The sequence below is a fragment of the Macrococcus capreoli genome, from assembly GCF_025628935.1.
GTDB lineage: Bacteria > Bacillota > Bacilli > Staphylococcales > Staphylococcaceae > Macrococcoides > Macrococcoides capreoli.
On the sequence record NZ_JAOTIS010000009.1, the window covers coordinates 38,362 to 60,264 of the forward strand.

Annotated in this window: 27 protein-coding genes; 19 read left to right on the forward strand and 8 right to left on the reverse strand. The window is 33.5% G+C overall.

The features are described from left to right. Nucleotides 1–3 precede the first annotated feature (3 nt). Nucleotides 4–1,053: an ABC transporter permease gene (locus OCL94_RS07915; protein ID WP_262996283.1), complete on the reverse strand. Its 1,050-nt coding sequence runs from the start codon at nt 1,051–1,053 to the stop codon at nt 4–6. 165 nt (nt 1,054–1,218) lie between these two features. On the opposite strand from OCL94_RS07915, the gene OCL94_RS07920 reads away from it, so the two are divergent. The 6 genes from OCL94_RS07920 (at nt 1,219) to OCL94_RS07945 (ending at nt 8,051) form a co-directional block, all read left to right on the forward strand. Continuing rightward, nucleotides 1,219–1,740: an NAD(P)H-dependent oxidoreductase gene (locus tag OCL94_RS07920; protein ID WP_262996285.1), complete on the forward strand. Its 522-nt coding sequence runs from the start codon at nt 1,219–1,221 to the stop codon at nt 1,738–1,740. Nucleotides 1,741–2,115: 375 nt separating this feature from the next. Continuing rightward, nucleotides 2,116–3,984 (forward strand): M30 family metallopeptidase, encoded by a 1,869-nt coding sequence (locus OCL94_RS07925; RefSeq protein ID WP_262996287.1) that lies wholly within the window; start codon nt 2,116–2,118, stop codon nt 3,982–3,984. 103 nt (nt 3,985–4,087) lie between these two features. Next, nucleotides 4,088–4,381, forward strand: coding sequence for a metal-sensing transcriptional repressor (locus tag OCL94_RS07930; RefSeq protein WP_262996289.1), 294 nt, complete (start codon nt 4,088–4,090; stop codon nt 4,379–4,381). A 9-nt stretch (nt 4,382–4,390) separates the two neighbouring features. Beyond that, nucleotides 4,391–6,763 (forward strand): heavy metal translocating P-type ATPase, encoded by a 2,373-nt coding sequence (locus OCL94_RS07935; RefSeq protein WP_262996291.1) that lies wholly within the window; start codon nt 4,391–4,393, stop codon nt 6,761–6,763. Between the two features lie 43 nt (nt 6,764–6,806). Beyond that, on the forward strand, nt 6,807–7,010 hold the full coding sequence (gene copZ, locus OCL94_RS07940; protein ID WP_262996293.1) for a copper chaperone CopZ: 204 nt from the start codon (nt 6,807–6,809) through the stop codon (nt 7,008–7,010). Nucleotides 7,011–7,046: 36 nt separating this feature from the next. Continuing rightward, nucleotides 7,047–8,051 carry an ABC transporter ATP-binding protein gene (locus OCL94_RS07945; protein ID WP_262996295.1) on the forward strand — a complete coding sequence of 335 codons (1,005 nt, stop codon included), beginning with the start codon at nt 7,047–7,049 and terminating at the stop codon, nt 8,049–8,051. A gap of 110 nt (nt 8,052–8,161) precedes the next feature. Here the strand turns inward: OCL94_RS07945 and OCL94_RS07950 are convergent, their stop codons facing one another. The 4 genes from OCL94_RS07950 to OCL94_RS07965 form a co-directional block, all read right to left on the reverse strand. Further along, entirely contained in the window at nt 8,162–8,560 is a 399-nt protein-coding gene (locus OCL94_RS07950; RefSeq protein ID WP_262996297.1) for a DUF3147 family protein, read from the reverse strand. A 16-nt stretch (nt 8,561–8,576) separates the two neighbouring features. Then, the gene (locus tag OCL94_RS07955; RefSeq protein WP_262996299.1) at nt 8,577–8,936 is read right to left on the reverse strand and encodes a DUF3147 family protein; all 360 of its coding nucleotides are present in this window, start codon (nt 8,934–8,936) and stop codon (nt 8,577–8,579) included. 158 nt (nt 8,937–9,094) lie between these two features. After that, nucleotides 9,095–9,532 (reverse strand): GNAT family N-acetyltransferase, encoded by a 438-nt coding sequence (locus OCL94_RS07960; RefSeq protein WP_262996301.1) that lies wholly within the window; start codon nt 9,530–9,532, stop codon nt 9,095–9,097. A gap of 32 nt (nt 9,533–9,564) precedes the next feature. Continuing rightward, nucleotides 9,565–11,160: a MutS-related protein gene (locus tag OCL94_RS07965; protein ID WP_262996303.1), complete on the reverse strand. Its 1,596-nt coding sequence runs from the start codon at nt 11,158–11,160 to the stop codon at nt 9,565–9,567. 249 nt (nt 11,161–11,409) lie between these two features. On the opposite strand from OCL94_RS07965, the gene OCL94_RS07970 reads away from it, so the two are divergent. The 9 genes from OCL94_RS07970 (at nt 11,410) to OCL94_RS08010 (ending at nt 18,160) form a co-directional block, all read left to right on the forward strand. Then, entirely contained in the window at nt 11,410–11,934 is a 525-nt protein-coding gene (locus OCL94_RS07970; RefSeq protein ID WP_262996305.1) for a hypothetical protein, read from the forward strand. 382 nt (nt 11,935–12,316) lie between these two features. Next, on the forward strand, nt 12,317–12,865 hold the full coding sequence (locus OCL94_RS07975; RefSeq protein ID WP_262996307.1) for a GNAT family N-acetyltransferase: 549 nt from the start codon (nt 12,317–12,319) through the stop codon (nt 12,863–12,865). A 91-nt stretch (nt 12,866–12,956) separates the two neighbouring features. Further along, nucleotides 12,957–14,129, forward strand: coding sequence for a PAS domain-containing protein (locus OCL94_RS07980; protein ID WP_262996309.1), 1,173 nt, complete (start codon nt 12,957–12,959; stop codon nt 14,127–14,129). Between the two features lie 174 nt (nt 14,130–14,303). Then, complete coding sequence (locus tag OCL94_RS07985) at nt 14,304–15,335, forward strand: threonine aldolase family protein (RefSeq protein WP_262996312.1); 1,032 nt, start codon at nt 14,304–14,306, stop codon at nt 15,333–15,335. 14 nt (nt 15,336–15,349) lie between these two features. Next, nucleotides 15,350–15,952 (forward strand): class I SAM-dependent methyltransferase, encoded by a 603-nt coding sequence (locus OCL94_RS07990; protein WP_262996314.1) that lies wholly within the window; start codon nt 15,350–15,352, stop codon nt 15,950–15,952. Nucleotides 15,953–16,066: 114 nt separating this feature from the next. After that, nucleotides 16,067–16,435: a VOC family protein gene (locus tag OCL94_RS07995; RefSeq protein ID WP_262996317.1), complete on the forward strand. Its 369-nt coding sequence runs from the start codon at nt 16,067–16,069 to the stop codon at nt 16,433–16,435. 85 nt (nt 16,436–16,520) lie between these two features. After that, entirely contained in the window at nt 16,521–16,898 is a 378-nt protein-coding gene (locus OCL94_RS08000) for a hypothetical protein (RefSeq protein WP_262996320.1), read from the forward strand. A 116-nt stretch (nt 16,899–17,014) separates the two neighbouring features. Then, nucleotides 17,015–17,611, forward strand: a complete 597-nt coding sequence (locus OCL94_RS08005; RefSeq protein WP_262996468.1) for an ImmA/IrrE family metallo-endopeptidase — start codon at nt 17,015–17,017, stop codon at nt 17,609–17,611. 108 nt (nt 17,612–17,719) lie between these two features. Beyond that, the gene (locus OCL94_RS08010; RefSeq protein WP_262996322.1) at nt 17,720–18,160 is read left to right on the forward strand and encodes a carboxymuconolactone decarboxylase family protein; all 441 of its coding nucleotides are present in this window, start codon (nt 17,720–17,722) and stop codon (nt 18,158–18,160) included. A gap of 41 nt (nt 18,161–18,201) precedes the next feature. On the opposite strand, the gene OCL94_RS08015 is transcribed toward OCL94_RS08010, so the two are convergent. From OCL94_RS08015 to OCL94_RS08025, 3 genes are read right to left on the reverse strand one after another with little or no spacing between them, the layout of a single operon-like run. Continuing rightward, nucleotides 18,202–18,465 (reverse strand): type II toxin-antitoxin system RelE family toxin, encoded by a 264-nt coding sequence (locus OCL94_RS08015; protein ID WP_262996324.1) that lies wholly within the window; start codon nt 18,463–18,465, stop codon nt 18,202–18,204. Between the two features lies 1 nt (nt 18,466). Next, the gene (locus OCL94_RS08020; RefSeq protein ID WP_262996326.1) at nt 18,467–18,589 is read right to left on the reverse strand and encodes a DUF6290 family protein; all 123 of its coding nucleotides are present in this window, start codon (nt 18,587–18,589) and stop codon (nt 18,467–18,469) included. After that, nucleotides 18,576–18,695, reverse strand: a complete 120-nt coding sequence (locus OCL94_RS08025) for a DUF6290 family protein (RefSeq protein WP_262996328.1) — start codon at nt 18,693–18,695, stop codon at nt 18,576–18,578. The genes OCL94_RS08020 and OCL94_RS08025 overlap by 14 nt, the downstream gene beginning before the upstream one ends. Nucleotides 18,696–18,864: 169 nt before the next feature. Here OCL94_RS08025 and OCL94_RS08030 point away from each other — a divergent pair, with 169 nt between their 5' ends. Genes OCL94_RS08030 through OCL94_RS08045 form a run of 4 tightly spaced genes read left to right on the forward strand, consistent with a single transcriptional unit; the run spans nt 18,865 to nt 21,819 of the window. Continuing rightward, the gene (locus tag OCL94_RS08030) at nt 18,865–19,962 is read left to right on the forward strand and encodes a helix-turn-helix domain-containing protein (RefSeq protein ID WP_262996330.1); all 1,098 of its coding nucleotides are present in this window, start codon (nt 18,865–18,867) and stop codon (nt 19,960–19,962) included. Then, nucleotides 19,959–20,171: a PLDc N-terminal domain-containing protein gene (locus tag OCL94_RS08035; RefSeq protein WP_262996332.1), complete on the forward strand. Its 213-nt coding sequence runs from the start codon at nt 19,959–19,961 to the stop codon at nt 20,169–20,171. The genes OCL94_RS08030 and OCL94_RS08035 overlap by 4 nt, the downstream gene beginning before the upstream one ends. Further along, complete coding sequence (locus OCL94_RS08040) at nt 20,168–21,052, forward strand: ABC transporter ATP-binding protein (RefSeq protein ID WP_262996335.1); 885 nt, start codon at nt 20,168–20,170, stop codon at nt 21,050–21,052. Before OCL94_RS08035 ends, OCL94_RS08040 begins: the two co-directional genes overlap by 4 nt. Further along, nucleotides 21,049–21,819, forward strand: coding sequence for an ABC transporter permease (locus OCL94_RS08045; RefSeq protein WP_262996337.1), 771 nt, complete (start codon nt 21,049–21,051; stop codon nt 21,817–21,819). The genes OCL94_RS08040 and OCL94_RS08045 overlap by 4 nt, the downstream gene beginning before the upstream one ends. Nucleotides 21,820–21,903 lie beyond the last annotated feature (84 nt).

Here is a 21,903-nt window from a genome sequence, read left to right on the forward strand (position 1 = left end):
ACCTTACCCTATCGTTTTTAATGGATCGACTTTTTGAATTGAGCGGATCGAGAAAAGTCCGCCAAGTACAGCAGTCAGAATGATAACACCAGCATATATACCAATCGTAGACCATACAAATTTGATTGGTACAACATCTGGTATCACATTCGCAGTAATGATGGTTAGAATGAGCGCGATAATCACTGCTATAACAGACAAGATTAATGTCTGGATAATCAGTGAACGTGCTAAAAATCCATTACTAATCCCTTGTGCTTTAAGTAAACCAAATACAGGCGCTTTTTGAATCGTTAAGATATATAAAAAGATACCGATAATAAACGTCGCAATTGTAAACAAGAAATAGCTCATAACATCCAGTGTAAGCTTTTGCTCAGTATAGCCTGGAAGCTTTGTGATGAATGTTTCTTTATCGATCGCTTCGAAGTCACTATCAATCGATTTTGATTTGTAATCATTATCTTTAATCAAGAACGCATTCGCTTTATCTTTTAATCGATTCATTGATAATTTGTCAGCAGTGCTATAGCTGCTATAAAGCACATTGGCTGCATTATACTTTGCGTTATTCGTAAATCCAACAATCTTTAAATCCTGGTCGTTTCCGGCAATATCAATCGTATCACCGAGTTTAAATCCTTTCTGCTTTAAACCATCATTTGCTACAACTTCAAAGTCCTTCTTAAATGTTTTTCCTTCAGTGATATTAGGATTAATAAATGTCTCTTTATTGATGCCGAATAACAATGTATTTTGTTTCTTATCACCTTTTGCAATGATGATAGCCATATTTTTAATGGGTGCTACTTTGTCGAATTGATTATCTACTGCATCGATATTCATGACTGATTGTGCAAGATTGCGATTGGATTCTTTTGTTACTATAATTGCATCTGGATTCCACTTATCTATCGCTTCTCGATTCATCCCCATCAGTCCATTTGACAATCCTGATATTAAAAATAATAAATATGAAATTAATACAAGTACACCGATGATCAGTGAGAACTTGAGTTTGTTGTGCATGATTTCTTTCCAGGCTAAGAACATGATATCTCCTCTTTTTCTATGATTTGCATTTATACATGTAATAGGTACTTATGTTTCATTATATATTATTTTCGAATTACAAACGAAATTAATCACTCAGTCGAAATGTTGTGGTATAAATATTATGTAGAATAAGAATAGATATTGAAATCAAGGAGGCCAAAGATGAAAACATTAGTTATTATTGCACATCCGAATATGCAACAATCGAACGTGAATCGTATGTGGAAAGAGGCACTACAAGAATCACATATTGATATTTGTGATTTGTATGAACTGTACCCAGATTCCAAAATAAATGTAGAGGCAGAACAAACACGATTATTACAGTATGATCATATCGTCTTTCAGTTTCCATTCTACTGGTATAGCAGTCCGCCATTACTGAAACAGTATATCGATGAAGTCTTCTTATATGGTTATGCATATGGCCCTGGAGGAGACAAACTTAAAGATAAGCAGTTTGCTTTAGCAGTGACGGTAGGCAGCCCGGAAACAGCCTATGCACACAATGGATCGAATCGCTTCACGTTAGATGAGTTGCTGAAGCCTTATGAAGCAACCTTTAATTATATCGAAGCAAAGTATTTAGGATATTATGCACAATACGGTACAGTGAATCATGCGACTGAACAAGAATTAATAGATGGAACGAAACGATATATCGATTATATTCAACAATTTTAAGTATGCTATTTTTAGCATACTTTTTATTTTGGATAATATTTTTTAAGGTTAATAATGTTAAAGATATTTTATGTTATAAAGTTAACAAAATGTTAATTTTATAATATAATTGCCGGACAATTGTCACAAATTAACCTAAAATATTAGATAGTTGAACATTTGAGTATTTTCAATAGATTTTAAGGTTTATCAATATATTACGGTATACCGTAATTGTATATTTATTACGAAATAATAAGTTGTGTAATATATAATTTATAGATAAAAATGTTTTAATTTTAAATGTTAAAAAAGTGTTTACAACGTAAATAGTGCTCAATATAATAAAAGGGTAATTTGCAAATTATAAAAAATTAAATTTCAAGGAGAACTGACATGAAGAAATTTTCGAAAACATTAAGTAGTGCATTAATCGTTTCTACAATTTTAAGTTCAACGGTTGTTCCAGCTCAATTTGCACAAGCAACAACAGTTCAAAAAAGTGTTGCTACTGATTATCGTAGTTTGACAGAAGGTGGCAGTTTAATTGTACGTGACGTACTCTATGAACGTCATAATGTTACATATAAAGGTGCACAAGTAGAAGGTAATCAAGTGAAGATTACATTTGATTATCAATCAAAATCTATCATTAAAGAAGGTAGCTTTAATGCACGTTTACTTGTCAATGAAGGTACTTTAAAAGAATTAAGTAAATTTACTGATAACGTAAAATATCAAAATTCAACAACGCTTGAGTATAAAGTAGATGTAGATGCGTTAAAAGACAATGATGGCTATATTTATATTGATTTAAGTGCTGCGAATAAAGCAGATGTATTCTCGCAAAATACACAACGTGTAAAAGTGACGGTTCCTGATTTATCAAGTTCTCCTGAAGAACCAACGACTGAGGAGCCAACAACAGAGGAGCCAACTACAGAAAACCCAACAACAGAAGAACCAACTTCTGAAACACCTGATAAACCTCAAACAGGTTCGGGTACTGTGATAGTTAATAACGAGCTTGTATCAGAAAGCTATGCCGATGCACAACCGACAGGGTTCAATCAACTAGAATCAATCGTGCAACGCGACTTAAAGTTAATCGCACCTAAAAAGCCGTATATGATCGACCGTCCATTCGAGATTTCAGATCGCGCATCAAGTGCATCGAAAATTTCGAAAAGCCAAAGCCCATTACGTTATATTACAAACTATAACTTAGGGGACAAAAAGACATTTACGACAATTAACATGAGCGGTGGTAGAGAAGTTCAAGAGAAAACAACAGGTTCTTTAGAGTATAAAGGTTCTAAGGCATATGTATGGGTTGCAGATCCTAAAGTATCTAGAGCAGATGCTGAAAAGGTAGGAAAAGAATTTGATAATAGAATTGCACCGTTAATTCATAACAATTTTGGTGAAGAATCTGATTTAGATGGTAACGGTAAAGTTAACATTTTATTATTTGATATTAAAGATGGCTTCGGCGTTTCATCTTATGGCTACATCGGTGGCTACTTCGATGGTACAGATTTATTAAATGAGCCTGGATCTAACAAAGGTGAGATCTTCTATATGGATACTTATCCTTCAATGGGCTATGACCCAAGCTTAGAGGAAAATACACCACGTAATGTAGAGCGTATTTATTCTACGTTAGCACATGAATTCCAGCATATGGTTAACTTTAATTCACAATATTTAAAACAAAATCGTATGATGGAAACATACTTAAACGAAGCGTTCTCTATGGCAGCAGAGCACATTTACTCAGGTCCTATTGAAGATAGAATTGATTACTATAACAATTCAAGCTACATTCAAAATGGTCATTCATTAACAATTTGGTCACGTAGTGGCGATACATTATCAAACTACTCATTATCATATTTATTTGGACAATATTTAAATGAACAAGCACGTAATCATGATGGTGTATATAAAGAAATCTTAAATTACCAAGGTACTCCGTATGATGCATTACAAAATGCAATTCATAAATACGTTGATCCAACGAAATCAGTTGGACAATTCATGACGGATTTCCGTGTGGCGTTACTTAAACATGATAAGTCAGGTAAATATAGTTTAGGTAGTGAATCAGAATTCCAAAACTTAAAAACATTATATGCAGATCGTGTACCAGCTCAATTACGTCCTCAAGGTGCCGTTGCAATACGTGTGAATGATTTAAGTCAATTCAAAGTGCCTACGAATAAAGGTAAAAATATTACGTATACGAAAGTATCAGATAAATAATATATATATGCAGCCTCACTTTGTGAGGTTGTTTTTATGCGTTGACACATACCTCTACTAGGTATAATATATAAGCGTGAATATACCTGAAGGGGGTATCAAAATGGATGATATGCACCAGCAAATAGTAACACCGAGAACAGATAAAGAAAAGATGTTAAAGCGATTAAAGCGCATCGAAGGACAAGTTCGTGGCATTCAGAAAATGATAGAAGAGGATCGATATTGTGTCGATATATTAATTCAAATGAGTGCAATAGAATCTGCGCTAAAACAAGTGAGTTTCTCAGTAACTGAACGCCATATGAATCATTGTGTTACGGATGCAATAAAAAAGGGTGAAGGCGAAGCGTCCATTGAAGAGTTAATGAAAGTTCTTCGTCAATTTGGGAAGTAGGTGTCAGTTATGAAAGATGTGACATTACCGATTGAAGGGATGACGTGTGCAGCGTGCTCGAGTCGAATCGAGAAAGTATTAAATAAAATGGACGGTGTGGAAGCGCAAGTTAATTTAACGACTGAAAAAGCAAATGTTCAATTTGATGAATCTAAACTGTCTGTAGAGGATATTACGGCGAAAGTTGATAAGTTAGGTTATTCAGTACGAACTGAACATGTTGAATTCGATATTACCGGCATGACATGTGCAGCGTGTTCGAGTCGAATTGAGAAAGTATTAAATAAGCAAACATATATTCAGAATGCATCGGTAAATTTAACAACTGAAACAGCGACAGTGGATTATTATCCGGGAAATATTGATACGGCAGATATTATGAAACGTATCCAAAAGCTAGGCTATGGTGCGACATTGAAATCTAATGAAGCGCATAACCGAAGAAAAGATACGTTAAAGGCTAAAAAAGTCAAGTTAATCATCTCTGCATTGTTATCATTACCATTATTAATGACAATGCTCACGCACTTATTCGGCATTCATTTACCCCATATATTTATGAATCCGTGGTTTCAATTTGCCTTTGCTTTTCCGGTCCAATTTATAATTGGATGGCAATTTTATGTTGGTGCATATAAAAATTTACGTAGCGGTGGCGCTAATATGGACGTACTTGTGGCGCTTGGGACAAGTGCAGCATTTTTCTATAGTGTATATGAGGGGATAAAGACAATAAATCATCCAGAGTATATGCCGCATCTTTATTTTGAAACGAGTGCAGTACTTATTACGTTAATATTATTTGGTAAGTATTTAGAAGCATGTGCGAAATCACAAACGACAAATGCTTTATCAACATTACTCAATCTTCAAGCAAAAGAAGCGCGAGTACTGCGAGATAATCAAGAAATGATGCTTCCCGTTGAGGCTGTAAAAGTAGGAGATGTACTTATCATTAAACCTGGAGAGAAAGTACCGGTAGATGGCGTGATTATGAAAGGTCACACTTCAATTGATGAATCAATGTTAACCGGAGAATCGATCCCTGTTGAAAAGAATGTGAATGATAAAGTAATCGGTGCAACGATGAATAAGAATGGTACCATTCAAATGAGCGCTACTAAAGTTGGACGTGATACTGCTTTACAGTCCATTGTTAAGATTGTAGAAGAAGCTCAAGGATCTAAAGCACCGATTCAAAGGATGGCGGATATTATTGCAGGATATTTCGTTCCTGTTGTGATTGCAATTGCAATGCTTACTTTTGTAGTATGGATAACCTTTATAACGCCAGGTCACTTTGAACCTTCGCTTGTCGCGGCCATTGCTGTGCTTGTTATTGCTTGTCCATGTGCATTAGGTCTTGCTACACCAACTTCAATTATGGTCGGTACTGGGCGTGCAGCAGAAGCGGGGATTCTCTTTAAAGGTGGAGAACATTTAGAAAGAACGCATGAAATTGATACGATTGTACTGGATAAGACAGGAACCATTACGAAAGGTCAGCCTGAAGTGACTGATTTCACCGGTGATCAAATAGCATTGCAATATTTAGCGAGTAGTGAGCAAGCATCTGAACACCCGTTAGCTACGGCAATTGTAAACTATGCAAAAGAAAAAAGTATTGATTTACTTGAAACAACACGATTTAAAGCAATACCTGGCCATGGTATTGAAACTGAAATTGAGCAACATCAAATATTAATCGGGAACAGAAAGTTGATGCAAGATTACAATGTTGATATCGAAAACATGTTAGAAGAAATGAAACGATTTGAAACAGAGGGCAAGACTGCCATGGTGATTGCAATTGATGACATCTGTCGCGGTATTGTTGCAGTACAAGATACAGTGAAACCTACAGCAAAGCAAGCTATTCAGCAAATGCAAGACATGGGAATAAACGTGATAATGTTGACGGGAGACAATCAACTGACAGCTAATGCCATCGGTCAATCCGTTGGTATATCTGAAGTCATCGCTGAAGTATTGCCGGAAGATAAAGCGAGTCAGATTAAAGCATTACAAGCATTAGGTAGAAAAGTAGCAATGGTAGGTGATGGGGTGAATGATGCACCGGCCCTTGCGCTAGCGGATATTGGTATTGCAATAGGTACTGGAACGGAAGTAGCAATTGAAGCGGCAGATGTAACAATTTTAGGTGGCGAATTAACATTAATACCTGTAGCGATTCAGATAAGTCATGCAACTATGCAAAATATTAAGCAGAATTTAATGTTTGCTTTTGGATACAATGTGCTGGGTATACCGATTGCTGCGTTAGGCTTACTTGCACCGTGGATTGCTGGTGCGGCTATGGCGTTATCATCTGTAAGCGTTGTGAGTAACGCCTTAAGACTCAAAACTGTTAAAATAAAATAAATTGAATCATTGAACACATAAAATAAAAAGTGAGAGAATAAATATGGAAACAATATTAAAAGTTGAAGGTATGACGTGTGGACATTGCAAAAAATCAGTAGAAGGTGCAGTGAGTGAACTGGAAGGCGTAAAATCAGCGGCAGTTGATTTAGAAGCGGCAAACGTCACTATAGTACATGAAGAGAATGTTTCAGTAGACACAATGAAAGCAGCGATTGAAGATCAAGGGTACGATGTTGTTTCGTAATTAATTTGGCAAAGTGTAGAAGTGGGGAAGCGAAATATGATTGAATTTAGAAACGTCACGATGCATTTTAAGGATATTACTGCAGTGGATCACTTAAATTTAACGATTAATGATGGAGAATTAGTAAGTATACTGGGGCCATCAGGTTGTGGGAAGAGTACGACGCTTATGATGCTTGCAGGACTCCTAGAACCACAGCAAGGTCAAATATTTATCAATGGTAAAGATGTGACGCGTGTTAAACAAGAGGACCGTAATGTTGGGATGGTATTTCAGGATTACGCGTTATATCCGCATATGACGATATTTGATAATATTGCATTCCCACTTAAAATGAAAAAATTATCGAAAAGTAGTATAAAAGAAAAAGTAATGAATGCTGCAAAACTTGTTGAAATAGATACGTTACTTCATCGTTTACCTAAAGCTTTATCCGGTGGACAACAACAACGCGTGGCCATTGCACGTGCAATTGTTAAAGAACCAGAAGTGTTATTAATGGATGAACCGTTATCTAATTTAGATGCGCGATTGAGACTTACGATGCGAGAAGAAATACGTGAGCTACAACAACGTTTGAATATGACGACATTGTTCGTGACGCATGATCAAGAAGAGGCAATGAGTATTAGTGATAAGATTGTTCTGTTGCAAGAGGGCGCGTTAATGCAATATGGCACGCCGTCAGAAATGTATGAACACCCAAACAATAAATTTGTTGCTGAATTTATTGGTAATCCACCGATTAATTTCTTGAATGTTAATGAAACTACAAAGTTGTTGAATGCGAACGTTACTTTGCAGTCGAATCAATTGATTGGTGTGCGACCAGAAGATTTCGTGATTCAAGACAAGGGTTACCCTGTCGTTATTAAGGTTGTTGAGAAGATAGGGAAGGATGTATTACTTACAACTGAAGATCGATATCAGCAACGCATCAAGTTATTTGTACATAAACATCATGCACATCAAATTGGCGAAACGATTTATTTAACGATAGACGATAAAGATATTAAAATTTTTGATGTGGTAGATGCGTAATAACAGAATTAATAAACAGGGAAACATACAGCTGTAGTTTGAAAATACGATCGCATACTCGATACAAAAGTAAGACCACCTTAAAAGACATTAAGGTGGTCTTACTTATATTATTTATGCAATGTAACATGCTTAGTTGATGCTTTATGTGTACTTAGCTCAGCAACTTTCGCAACAAGTGTTGAGATTGCGAATGCGCTGATGAACCAAGTAAATAATCCGATTACAATACTTAATGGCCAGTTACCAGTTGAGTTTAGCATACCCCAAGTTGCGAGAATACAACATAGACAACCTGTCATGCCGAATATTGCACCACGACAAACGTGACTTGCTAATTCGTCGCCATATTCAACGCCCGCGATAACCATTGATAATAAGAATACAGCTGGAAAAGTAGCAAATATACCACCGAAATCTTTCCATGGGATAATGCATGAAACGATGTAGCTGAAAGCAACAGTTGAACCACCAATTAAGAATTTTAATAATAATATTTTGGGTTTCATAAATGAGGACTTCTTTCTATAAGTTTTTTAATACGAATAATGTGCATGAAATGACGAACCAACAACCTACTGAGAATGCTGCACCTTTCTTGAAGCCGTGCTTTGTAACGTAAATTGACGTAAGTGCGACAGTGAAGATACAACTTGTTATCCCCATAATTGCACCACTACTTAAGTTCATTGAAGCTGTGACTAAATCACTACCTTTATGGTCTACGGATAGAGATAGTATGGCTGCTAAAAATACAGCAGGCATTGTTGCGATTATGCCGCCTAGTTTACCTCCTACTTTTCCTGCCATGATTGAAGCCGCAGTAACTGCGATGCCTCCAATAATGAAGCGGAGAATTAAACCAGCGATTGATATGCCGAACATGAGAATCATCTTCTTTTCTTTTAGTTTTTGTTAAAGTGAATTCTTTCACATATTAAGATACGCCCATTCTGTACTATTGTAAAGAGGGTATCTGTATCTATCATAGATTTGTCACAATTAGAGAAAGACCTCCACTTATAGAATATGGAGGTCTTTCTCTAGTAGCTCAGTTTTTTGATGAATCCTGACGATTTTATTGTATAGCCATTATTTTTGTAAAACTGATGAGCAATATCTCTTTCTTGCCTATTACCACTATTAAATGTCACAATTGGCGCATTAAGTTCTATAGCAATATCTTCTGTAGCTTTCAGTAATTTAGAACCTAATTTTTTACCACGATGATCAGAATCTATAACAAATGCAAGGATTCTAATGTATGATTGATCAGATTCAAACATATACATCTTTGCAAAACCACAAAATCCTACAATCATATTATTCAGTTCGAGTACGATTGCATGGTAATCGTTATGAGATAAGATTGTGTTTAATCTTTGTTTTATTGTGTTTAAATCACTTGGATATCCTAATTCATCGTATAATTTTATAAGTTGAATAGTATCTTTATTTTCATATTGGCGGATATTAATCATATCTTTATTACTCCTATCAATAATTTTTGATTTTAAGTATTCAACTGTTTTAATTTTGCAAGTTGTTGCTTAGCATCGTGATAAATATACTCCGGATAATTGTGAATTCTCATGAGTTCAATGGCATTTGATGTCGTCGTAATACCTTTTCTAATCGTGTAATCAAATTCAATCTCATTATCTTCTGTAAGGTGTTCTCTAAAGTAATAGAAGTCAAAGGTATCTTTCAATATCTCAGTTAATTCAATGTCATGTGTTGCAGCAAATAATGTTGTGTTTTTATTGTTATTGATATGGTTCAATATAGCAGTCGCAGATGATATTCTTTCTTTCGTGTTTGTTCCTCGAAGAATTTCATCAATAAATATATACGTCACAGGATAGTGTTCGATTGCATGTATAATACGTTTAATCGATTTAATTTCTGCAATGAAGTAACTGTCTCCTTTTGCTAAACTATCCTCTAAATTCATTGACGTTAACACACTACCCGGTTGATAACGAAATACTTCGCTAGTTGTCGTGTTAATCGCTTGTGCAAGGACGATGTTTAGCGCAATCGTCTTCATAAACGTGGATTTACCAGATGCATTTGATCCGGTAAGTAATACGCTTTTGTGATGCGTATAGTCGTTTGCAACCGGTTGTGTGAGTAGAGGATGATAAATTTCTTCAGTATGTAGTGACCCTGTTTCTGGCAACGCATAATAAGGCAATGTTTGTCGATACATCGCAATACTATAACTTAAATCATATTGACCAACCACCTGGTAATATTCAGAGAATGAACCTTGATTCTTTCTAAGTATGCGCAATGCATAATGATAAATATGATAGTCTGTCATGAACAACATTTTAATCGCATTAATGAGTTGAAGCGCTATATTCATTTCGTTATTATCATCGCTAAGCATTAAGTAGCTTAGGAATTTGATTGACCGTATTTTAGGCAGATTAACAGCTTCATGGCTTTGTTTGAGTTTTAATAATTGATTAGCTGTATCGATTATTTTGACCGCATAAAATAAATCACTATAAAGCAATTCTGCCTTTGATTTGAAGCTCATTGCGAGTGACATGACAACACCGATTGCAAAAATAACAGTGAATATACCTATACTTGGCCCGAAAGCAAAAGAAAAGATACTTAAGAATGGTAGCAGACTAACCAGTATCATCAAAGGATTATATTGTTCGTAAGATTTGTTCTTAAAAGCAAAGCGGCTGGCATTATTGTTCGTGCTTCTGCCTAAATCGGCTAAGATAAATGATATTTTTTCGCGTAAAGATTTGTGGTTTGAAATGGTTTGCATTAAAGATTCATTAGCAAAGTGATTATTAATGTTACGCAGGGCAGCGTACATGTATTCTTCACCAACGGATGTGAAATTGTAATTCATCCTATGAAATACACGATCCAGATCTAAATCGTTCCATGTAACGTCATCAATATGATGAGCTGAATCTTCTTTGAAATAGTCATAATACTGATTGTATCGAATATGATTACCTTTTGGACGATTGAGAATGGATTGATGAGCCCATAGATTTTTAATCTTTTTATTCCTTCTATACTTATCGTTTAAAGCAAGTGCAATTCCAAGTATTAAAGTACCTAAAGCTATCATTGAATACGTCATCCACAATGGCATGTGACTCCAACTTTCTGTAAAATATAATTTAACCATATCGTACCAAATATTTGGATAATGGGGTAGTTATAACCTTACTAAAATGAGTGAAAGGGATATACCCTCATTATTTATCGAAGGCACAAGTCGTACGTAAGAAAATATTCATACAAGAAGATGCACCGTTAATTTAGGAACTCGTTGAAAAAATCATTGAGAATTATGTAGAGAAAGGATTGTTGAGGGATGAGTAGCACGATAAATAATTACATCAAATTCGGTATCGATAAACCGGCACCTTATTTCCAGGTAAGTGATGAATATAGAATTCGATTTGGCTATGAAAGGATGAAAGGGAGTTTAATAAAGCAAATTATTACGGAAACATGTTCTAATGATAGGTTTAATATGGAGTTTTTATTGAGGGTGATCGATGGTCATTATATTCAAACCGAAAAAACGAATTTAGGACGTTATTTTAAGATTACAAACTGGAAAGAAGTGTTTCATAAAGGTGAGGAAGAGGTTGATTACGTCAATGTAATCGTAAAAGGCATAGATCTTAATTCATTGATAAAGTATGTAACGAATGTCGTTTGTGGTAACGAAAGAGAGTCATTTATAATATTTTATTCTTCGGATAAAATAATTTATGTAAGTAATGATGTAATTGATATTGTAAGTCGCGATACGGAGTTTATTCAAAAAATGAAAGTTAAATATGAAGGTATTTTTGATACATATTGGGTAGGAAAAACGTACGATATATAAAATACCGGCAATGAATCGAGAAAAACCCAGAAATCCCAAAAATGATTGCCGGTATTTTCGATTTACCGGCAATGAGCCGAGAAAAAACCAGAAATCTCAAAAATGATTGCCGGTATTTTCGATTTACCGGCAATGAGCCGAGAAAAAACCAGAAATCTCAAAAATGATTGCCGGTATTTTCGATTTACCGGCAATGAATCGAGAAAAACTAGAAATCCCAAAAATGATTGCCGGTATTTTCGATTTACCGGCAATGAGCATCAAATCAATAATATATTATACGTCAACTTCGGTTGGCGTTTTTTATATTGACGAAACTGTAAATTTAATCTAATCTAATAAAAAATCGAAAAATTTAGAAAATTGGAAAAGGGGAACAAAAATGAACAGACTATCGATTAAAGTGGATGAGCGTATTGAATTAGTACAGGCGGAATATTTTCATGCTGAAGAGTTGTATCATTTAATAGATAATAATCGCGAACACTTAAGAGAATACTTAGCGTTCATTGATCTTATTACTGAGCCTGCTATTGAAACTGCTTTTATTAAAAAGATGCTAAACGAATTTGCACAAGGAACGGGTAGATTATTTTTAATTTTCGTGAATGGAGAACTCTCTGGTGCGCTTGATTTACATGCTATTGATCAAATTCATAAGAAAGCAGAGATTGGTTACTGGTTAAGAAAAGATTTCACGGGTCAAGGGATTACAACGAGATCGGTAAGAACGCTTTGTGATTTTGCATTCTATCAGCTGGGATTAAATAAGCTTACGATAAAAGTGGATATCGATAACGTAGCAAGTAATAGAGTAGCGAAGAAAGTTGGATTTGAGTTTGTTGGTGTTGATAAACAAGAGGTCATTTTATATGATGAGTTTCGTGATATGAATCGTTACAGTTTACTTAAGAAAGACTTTGTGTGGTAAGGTGAGACGATTTTGTGAAGGTTTAAACTTTAGACACATCTGTAGATGAATAAGGTGTATATTAAATGTATCTTATAAATAGAGGTGTCCTATGCTAAATTTTGAGCATTCAAATCATATTAAAACGCTATTAACAGCTATTCAAAATAAAGAACAATTTGATTTATCATATTTCGAAGACGTATCATTAGTAGACTTTCTGCAAGCAATCATCCAGGTACATTATACAGAAGGTCAGTTTGATATCGAATCAATTCATGAGCTTATAGCATCATATAATCAGCATATGAATGAAGAGATTCAGAATGTTTATATCTCATTAGACGATAATCATCCGCTAAATATATTACAACGCGAGAATAAGTTATTTAAAAATACGTTAGATCAGATAAATAATAAGTTAGTAACACTTGAGCAGGATAAAGATGCTTCGATTGTGGCAGATGGTTTAGCAGTAATCGGGAAGCTATATAGTCATTATAACCGCAAAGAAAAACTAATATTTCCGATACTCGAACGTAAACAAGTGTATACATTAAATCGAAAAGTATGGGCGATGGATGATGATATTCGTGCGACGTACCATCAACTTAAAAATCGTTTGAAACGAATCGATGAGATTGAATTTAAGCATATTAGAAAGTCATTTGACGCCCTTTATCATGATATGAAACAAATGATGTTACATGAAGAAGATATACTAATTCCATTAATCCAGGAAATCTTTGAACCACATGATTTTGAAGCAATTGCACGCGAGAGTGAAGCGTTTGGTTATGCGGTCAGTGTACCTGAAGTTTGGACAGATCAAGATAGAGTATATGAAGGCAATAAACAATCAGCAGACAACAATCAAAATATTAAAATCGGTGGTGGCTATTTAACATTAAAAGAAGCGGAACTGATTCTGAATCATCTGCCTTTAGAAATTACGTTTGTTGATAAACATGGTTTGTTTAAATACTTTAACGAAATTACTGAATCGCAGGACATGATGTTTATTCGAACACCGATTTCAATTGGAAGAAGTGTTGCGAATTGTCATCCTCCGAAAAGTTTGAAGAAGATGAGGCAAGTAATGCGTAAACTTAAGAATAAAGAACAGGAAACCGTAACGATGTGGTTTAAAAAAGGCGACGAATATATTTATGTGACATATAAAGGTGTTTTTGATGAAGCGGGAGAATATCAAGGTATATTAGAATACGTACAAGATATACAACCGTTTATGGAATTGCCAAGTGTTGTAAAAAGGGATATATAGTTTCACGTGAAAAATTTAGTCAGTACTCGAGTATAACTCGGGTACTATTTTTGTAGTAAGAGTATAATAATAGAGAAATCTATAGTTTGATAATCAAGATTCCGCTAAAACGAGCAAGTAATAGCAAAATTTAAAGTTAGCACCAACAAACACCGCGAAAAGGGGAGAAAAATGATGATTCGATTTGATAATGATTATTCTACAGGGGGACATCCATTAATATTGGAACGTTTAATTGCAACGAATGATGAGCAGCATCCAGGGTATGGAGTGGATGAGCATTGTAAGAGAGCTGCTGAGTTAATTAAAGAAGAATGTGTGGGTGATGTGGATGTTCATTTCTTAGTCGGAGGTACACAAACGAATAAGACCGTGATTGCATCAATGTTAAGACCCCATCAAGCAGTTATTACCGCGGATTCTGGTCATATCGCTGTTCACGAAACAGGAGCAATTGAGGCAACGGGTCATAAAGTCATTACGATTCCAGGTATGGATGGGAAATTACGCTTAGAAGATGTAGCGAAATATGTTGAAGATTACTGGAACGATGTCACATTCGAACATATTCCACAACCAAAGATGGTTTATATTTCTCAGCCGACGGAATTCGGTACATTGTATTCGAAACAAGAATTAAAGGATTTATATCAATTCTGCCAGGATAACAATATGTACTTAATGGTAGATGGTGCGCGTTTAGGTTACGCATTAGCAGCTAGAGATAACGACGTGACGATTAAAGATTTATCTGAATATAGTGATGTATTCTATATCGGTGGAACAAAAGTTGGCGCATTATTCGGTGAAGCGGTAGTGTTTACTAATGATGCTTTAAAGCCGGACTTCCGATATATTATTAAACAAAATGGTGGCATGCTCGCAAAAGGAAGATTATTAGGCATTCAATATGAAGTGTTATTCGAGAATAATCTATACGAAGAGATCTCGAAACATGCAGTTGAACTGGCTGATAATCTGACTGAGGCTTTTGAGGCAAAAGGCATTCAAATGAAATACCCATCACCAACGAATCAACGATTCCCGGTCTTAACGAAGGAACAGATTGAAGTGTTAAGAGTAAAGTATACCTTTGCAGATTGGGAGAAAGTTGACGACAATCTCTTTGCGGTAAGGTTCTGTACAAGCTGGTCAACTAGGCGAGAAGATGTAGAGGCATTAATTCAGGATATTCGATCACTTTAGTGAGGAGGCATTTTATGAATCACTGGGATGAGAAATTTCAGGATGAGAATTATCTATATGGTGAAGAGGCGAATCAATTTATAAAAGAGCAATTTTGTGAAGAAGATAGCGGGACAATAGCTTGTTTTGCTGAAGGTGAAGGTCGTAATGCTGTATATTTAGCAAGACTTGGATATGACGTGACGACCTACGATTACTCTAATGAAGGATTGAAGAAAACGAAGAGACTCGCTGAAAAATATAATGTTACAGTGAATACTCATCTTCAAGATTTAACCGTTCAGCATGCTGTAGATAAAGCGCAATTTGATAAAGTAATAATGATCTTCGGTCATGTGAAAGAAGAAAGTCAGCAAATCTTGTTTAATAACTTAATCCAATCAGTGAAACCTGGCGGTAAGATTTACTTTGAAGTTTATGCTAAAGCACAGCTTGACTACGGGACAGGTGGGCCGAAAGATATCGAGATGTTGTATGATTTAGAAGAGATTAGAAAGTACTGTGAATTAAATGAAGTCACAATCATTGATCTTGAAGAAAAAGAAGTTGTGCGACATGAAGGTGATAAACATAATGGGAAATGTCGTGTGATTCAAGGAATACTTGAAAAAATCTAGCTAATAAAACTAGTTTAATTGTAAAATTCTTATCGCAATTGATAATAAATATGTATTATAACTCCTATAACTTACTTGATAAGATTAAGGTACAAAAATCAGGAGGGATGAGACATGAATAATTACTTAGGTTTAGATCATGTACAAGTTTCAGGTCCAAGAGGCAACGATGAGCTCGCAATAGAATTTTATGAAGGTTTACTTGGTTTTAGACAAATAGAAAAACCAGAAAGTTTAAAATCAAGAGGTGGAGCTTGGTTTGAAATAGGGAATAATCAGCAACTCCATTTTGGTGTAGAAGATGATTTTCATCCAGCTGAAAAAGCACATCCTGCATTTAGAGTTCAAAGTCTGGAAAGATTAAAGAGATTATTAAAAGAAAAAAATTATGACTATGCAGTTGATAATCTATTACCACATGCTAATAGAATATTTGTAAATGACCCTTTCGGAAATAGATTAGAATTTATGGAATTGAAATAAGCGTCTCAATTGTAGAGATGCTTTTTTAGTTGAGTTAATTGTTAAACTTATTATAATAATTAATAAATAGAAGAGGAGGGATATTATGAATAATACAGTTAAAATTAACCCGAAAGTTTTAAGACAGTATATCTTGAATTCTAATATCCCTCTCGAAAATTTAAGAGATGAGATTAAAAGTATTGATCTGATTTTATCAGGAGAGAAATCCCCTTCTTTCAATCAATTATCTCGTATTGCTAAGAAATTAAATATACCTACAGGTCTATTAGTATTACCGGAAATTGTGGATACACCAATTAACAATTTAGATTTTCGAACAGTTGATTCAACTTCTATTGAGGAAATGTCTTCAGAACTAAAAGACACAATTATAGAATTAAAGACAAAGCAAGAATTTTTAGAAGGTGAGATCGAAAATAAACTTAATTTTGTTGGTATGTTTAATACAAAACAGATATAAAAATTATTGTTAGTAAAGCAAGAGAGTTACTAGAAATAGATGAAAAATATTATAAAGATAAATCTAAAAAAGATATTAATTTTTTTAGAAAGCAAATTAATCAATTAGGTATATATATCTTTTTCAACGGAAAGGTTAAAGATAATACACACCGTTTACTACAAGTGAACGAGTTTAGAGGAATAGCACTGTCTAATAACAAAGCACCTATTATTTTTATTAATCAAAAAGATTCTAAAAATGGTCAGTTATTTACTTTGATACATGAGTTTACTCATATTTTATTAGGTCATAATGAAATTTTTAATGATAGATATGTTGTTTCAAATAGCGAGATGATAGCGAACAAAGTGGCAGCAGAAATTCTAGTTCCTGAAACAGAATTGTTAATTCAAAAAGATAAATCTTTAGAGAATTTGTATAATATATTTCCGGTGAGTAAACTTGTAATAGCAAGAAGATTATTTGATTTAAATATTTTACAGAAACACCAATACGAAGATATCGTAGATGAGATTGAATACGAGTTAAATCAAATTAAAAACCGCAATAAGTCAACAGGTGGCAATTATAATAATAATCTTAAGTTTAGAATCGATAAGCAATTCTTAAATTATGTAAATAATGCAGTGAATGAAAATAGAATTACAATGACTGAAGGTATGAATTTAATTGGGGTAGGTTATAAGGGTTACAAGATATTAACTCAATAGCATCCAATTATCTATTTAGTTTAGAGTAGTGAGTTACGATAAGTCCAAATTGTGTTGTGTAATACTTAAATGTGTTATAGTTACTTTATCAAACAACGAGGTGACGTTATGGAAAACAGAATGAATTACAATTTAATCGCGAAAGACAACGTAAAAGTAATGATGGATATGGAAGGATTATTAGCGAAATCAAGTATTGAACAAAAATTACGTGAATTAATTAAAATCCGAGTATCACAAATCAATGGTTGTGCGTTCTGTATCGCAATGCACACAGCTGAAGCGAGAAAAATTGGCGTTACTGAAGAAGAAATTTATATGTTAAACGCTTGGGATGATACAAACATTTATCCTAAAGGTTATAAAGTAGCTTTTGAATTAGCAGAATATATTACAACAATTTCAATGAATGGTGTACCTGAAGAAATTTACGAAGCAGTTCGTGAAATTTACTCTGAGCAGGAATATGCTGATTTAGTGTTCTCAATCATTCAAATCAATTCATGGAATAGATTATCTATTTCAATGGGGAATCAACACAATAAATAAAGACAAATGCCAAGTATAGTGAAAGCTATGCTTGGCATTTATTATTTGTATATATTTTTTCTGCGCCCTATATCGACAATCAGTATCATGATTTCCGTGTCACGAATCTCAGCTAATACTCTGTAATTACCGATACGATAGCGCCAATAATCTTGTAAATTATAACGGAGTGGTCTTCCGAACTGACGAGGATTGTCACAGCTTTGAAGATTTTTTAATATCCATGCTAGAATTAAGTTTGCCTGGTGTTTATCCATCTTCTTTAAGGACTTTCTAGCTTCCATTTCAAATAGCACTTGATACATATTATTCACCAGAATTAACTTCTGCAATCATTTGATCTAAGGTAATTGTGTTAGGATTTTTTCTGTGTTGTTCTATTAAATTATTAAATGTTTTTAAATCATACTCATCTTCAATTTTTTTCAATTACTGTTTCTCTTATCAAACTAGACATATTTTTATCCTGACTCTCCGCATAACTACGTATATTCGCTTCGTCCTCATCAGATAATCTTAACGAAATTGTTCCCATATTATCAACTCTCTTTTGTAATACAATGTAATACAAAAAAGTATAAAAATACAACAATATGGATGTTCTTATAGTTTCCTTACTTGAAACTAAATCCTGATAAGTCAATGAAGAGGAAATTTTTTTATACTACCATTGATATTATAATGAAGGCAAGGAGGTATGATATATGATTCAAATAAATCGTAATATTCTTCAATACAGAAAACAAATGGGTTACACGCAAGATGATTTAGCGAAATTCTTAAATTTAACAAAAGCAACTATTTCTAAATGGGAGAATGAATTATCCTATCCGGATATTAAATACTTACCAGAACTTGCTAATTTATTTGATATATCAGTAGACGAACTTATTGGCTTTTCCCCGTATCTTGAAAAAGAGCAGATTAAAAAATTTCACAATAATCTAGTTCAAAAAATAAATAAAGATAATTTTGAAGAAGTCATGACAGAAATTAATCAGTTATATAAAACATATATGAATGACTTTAATACGGTTCTCATGTTAGCTAAAGTTCTAATTAATCACGCTTTTTTATCACAGGATAGAATGAATAAAGTATTTGAAACAGCTATCAATTATTTGGATAGAGTAATACTAAAATGCAAAGATCCTAATAAGTTGCAGCGTGCTATATATTTAAAGGCAACGTGTTTCACGATGCTAAAAAAACATGATGAAATCATCGAACTCCTTGGAGATAGACCATATAAACTTGGAGAAGAGATTCTTTTAGCTAATAGTTACATTAATATAGGAAATTTGAATGATGCTAGAAAAGTATTACAAGCTGAGATATATCAGCAACTGCTAATACTAATCACGCATTTGAATATGATTATTCAATATAATTTATCTGAAGATATTAAAGAGACGATAAAAAGAGCAGAATGTATAATCGATACATTCAAAGTAAATGAATTACATCCAAATACTGCGCTGAACTTTAATTTACTTTCTGCAATATATTATGTTGAAATTGATAAGAAAAAAGCAATTTCTTATTTGAAGAAGTATTCTTGGAACTGTAAATCTCTTATGAAGGATTATTATCTTCATGGTGATGAATTCTTTAACTTAATAGACGATTGGTTGAATGACACACCTACGGGAATTGTGGCACCTGTTGACAAGGAAAATATAAAAAATACGATGCTTAATATATTATTTCAAATACCTCAATTTAAAATTTTAGAGAAAGATCAAGATTTTAAAAATATTTGTTATCAATTAAAGAAGTTGATTGAGGAGGAATCAATATGAATACAGATGTAACAGTTCTTAAAGATTATTTGCCGTTTTTAATCCCCCTTATTAGTTTACAGTTCTTACTAATGATTTTTACATTAGTAAAAGTTATTAGAAGAAAACAATTTAAAAATTTAAATAAGACGAGCTGGATTTTTATTATTATATTTGTAAATATAATTGGACCAATTTCTTACTTGGTAAGTGAGGAATACTCAGGATGACAGTACTTAGTTTGAAACAAGTAACTAAATCATTTGGCGAAAGGAAAATAATTGATAATGTGTCTTTAGACTTTGAACAAGGGAAAATATATGGTTTTATTGGACCAAATGGTTCTGGGAAAACAACAACAATTCGTATGATTCTTGGACTGTTACCGTTAGATTCAGGAACAATTAAAGTACATAATGAGGATGTTAATTATGGTGAAACGAAAACGAATCGCTTTATTGGATACTTACCTGATGTTCCTGAATATTATCATTATATGAATGCCCGTGAGTATCTAACGTTATGTGCAAGAATTACTCAAGTGTCTAAGCATGAATTTGAAAGTAGAATTAGTGAGTTAATCTCTCAAGTCGGACTTACCGACGATAATAAAAGAATTTCAAAATACTCTAGAGGTATGAAGCAACGACTAGGAATTGCACAAGCTTTAATTCATAATCCAGACATATTAATTTGTGATGAACCTACAAGTGCATTAGATCCTAAGGGTAGACAAGAAATTCTCTCTATTCTTGAAAAAATCAAATCTAGAACTACTGTGATATTTTCAACACATATATTAAGTGATGTTGAACGAATTTGTGATGAAGTGATTGTATTAACACGACATCAGATAATAAACCTGAAAACACTGAATGCATCAAGGCCTAAGAAAAACATCCATGTTAGACTGCATGTAAAAGATTCAGATAAGTTAAAGATTGCACAGGCATATAAAATAAAAGAAGATAGTCAGTTTTCAATTGTAGAATTAGAAAATGATAATCTAGAAGGGTTGTATCGATCACTAAATGATTTACAAATCTATCCCCAATTAATTGAGGTTATTGATGATTCACTTGAATCCATTTATATGGAGGTGACAACTTGAGAATTTTAAAAGTAATGCTTTCAAAAGAATGGACAGAGAATGTAAGAACTTATAAAGTAATCTCTCTCATTATTGTATTAATGATTATGGGAATTATGAGCCCTTTCACAGCAATAATAATGCCAGATATCATAAAAGGTGCACTACCTGAAGAGATGAAGGATATGTTTATTCCAAAACCAACTTATATTGATGCTTATATTCAATTTTTTAAGAATGTGAATCAAATTGGATTAATTGTTCTAGTGATAATGTATAGTGGAATGTTGGTCAACGAACTAAATAAAGGCACATTGATGAATTTAGTAACAAAAGGACTGAGCAGAAAATATATTATTATATCAAAATGGATAATGAGTGTAATGGTATGGAGCATCGCCTATGTAATTGGTGCGTTTGTGCATTATGGGTATACATTATATTACTTTAGCAGTGAAGGTCACAATAAAATACTGGCTTATTTAATGACATGGTTATTTGGGGTAATGCTACTGAGCCTTATTCTATTATTCTCGACACTTTTGAAAAATAATATCGGTATAATGCTAGGTATTATTGTAGTTATAATATGCTTATTTATCGGGAATATGAAAAAAAGATTTAGTGAGATATCTCCACTGTATTTAATTCAAAATAATACGCAATTAATGTTAAATAAAATTGAAATTCTGGATGTTGTTTACCCTGCTGTTAGTGCAATCACAGTAGTTATGTTGAGTATTATTTTAAGTATTTATCGATTTAATAAAATTGAGATCAAGAATTAATATTGTGGGACTTCACTCCTTTCACAAAACTGCCAAACGAATTTCAAATCATCCCAATGAATTTCTAGTATAATATGGATATAT

Bases quoted from the DNA above. Each gene is read 5' to 3' on its own strand.
- OCL94_RS07990 (WP_262996314.1), top strand. From the start codon at position 15,350: ATGAATCACTGGGATGAGAAATTTCAGGATGAGAATTATCTATATGGT.
- OCL94_RS07965 (WP_262996303.1), bottom strand. From the start codon at position 11,160: ATGATAGCTTTAGGTACTTTAATACTTGGAATTGCACTTGCTTTAAAC.
- OCL94_RS08040 (WP_262996335.1), top strand. From the start codon at position 20,168: ATGACAGTACTTAGTTTGAAACAAGTAACTAAATCATTTGGCGAAAGG.
- OCL94_RS08025 (WP_262996328.1), bottom strand. From the start codon at position 18,695: ATGGGAACAATTTCGTTAAGATTATCTGATGAGGACGAAGCGAATATA.
- OCL94_RS07945 (WP_262996295.1), top strand. From the start codon at position 7,047: ATGATTGAATTTAGAAACGTCACGATGCATTTTAAGGATATTACTGCA.
- OCL94_RS07985 (WP_262996312.1), top strand. From the start codon at position 14,304: ATGATTCGATTTGATAATGATTATTCTACAGGGGGACATCCATTAATA.
- OCL94_RS07970 (WP_262996305.1), top strand. From the start codon at position 11,410: ATGAGTAGCACGATAAATAATTACATCAAATTCGGTATCGATAAACCG.
- OCL94_RS07980 (WP_262996309.1), top strand. From the start codon at position 12,957: ATGCTAAATTTTGAGCATTCAAATCATATTAAAACGCTATTAACAGCT.
- OCL94_RS07920 (WP_262996285.1), top strand. From the start codon at position 1,219: ATGAAAACATTAGTTATTATTGCACATCCGAATATGCAACAATCGAAC.
- OCL94_RS07950 (WP_262996297.1), bottom strand. From the start codon at position 8,560: ATGAAACCCAAAATATTATTATTAAAATTCTTAATTGGTGGTTCAACT.
- OCL94_RS08035 (WP_262996332.1), top strand. From the start codon at position 19,959: ATGAATACAGATGTAACAGTTCTTAAAGATTATTTGCCGTTTTTAATC.
- OCL94_RS08030 (WP_262996330.1), top strand. From the start codon at position 18,865: ATGATTCAAATAAATCGTAATATTCTTCAATACAGAAAACAAATGGGT.
- OCL94_RS07915 (WP_262996283.1), bottom strand. From the start codon at position 1,053: ATGTTCTTAGCCTGGAAAGAAATCATGCACAACAAACTCAAGTTCTCA.
- OCL94_RS07935 (WP_262996291.1), top strand. From the start codon at position 4,391: ATGAAAGATGTGACATTACCGATTGAAGGGATGACGTGTGCAGCGTGC.
- OCL94_RS07975 (WP_262996307.1), top strand. From the start codon at position 12,317: ATGAACAGACTATCGATTAAAGTGGATGAGCGTATTGAATTAGTACAG.
- OCL94_RS07955 (WP_262996299.1), bottom strand. From the start codon at position 8,936: ATGTTCGGCATATCAATCGCTGGTTTAATTCTCCGCTTCATTATTGGA.
- OCL94_RS08000 (WP_262996320.1), top strand. From the start codon at position 16,521: ATGAATAATACAGTTAAAATTAACCCGAAAGTTTTAAGACAGTATATC.
- copZ (WP_262996293.1), top strand. From the start codon at position 6,807: ATGGAAACAATATTAAAAGTTGAAGGTATGACGTGTGGACATTGCAAA.
- OCL94_RS08015 (WP_262996324.1), bottom strand. From the start codon at position 18,465: ATGTATCAAGTGCTATTTGAAATGGAAGCTAGAAAGTCCTTAAAGAAG.
- OCL94_RS07960 (WP_262996301.1), bottom strand. From the start codon at position 9,532: ATGATTAATATCCGCCAATATGAAAATAAAGATACTATTCAACTTATA.
- OCL94_RS08010 (WP_262996322.1), top strand. From the start codon at position 17,720: ATGGAAAACAGAATGAATTACAATTTAATCGCGAAAGACAACGTAAAA.
- OCL94_RS07930 (WP_262996289.1), top strand. From the start codon at position 4,088: ATGGATGATATGCACCAGCAAATAGTAACACCGAGAACAGATAAAGAA.
- OCL94_RS07995 (WP_262996317.1), top strand. From the start codon at position 16,067: ATGAATAATTACTTAGGTTTAGATCATGTACAAGTTTCAGGTCCAAGA.
- OCL94_RS07925 (WP_262996287.1), top strand. From the start codon at position 2,116: ATGAAGAAATTTTCGAAAACATTAAGTAGTGCATTAATCGTTTCTACA.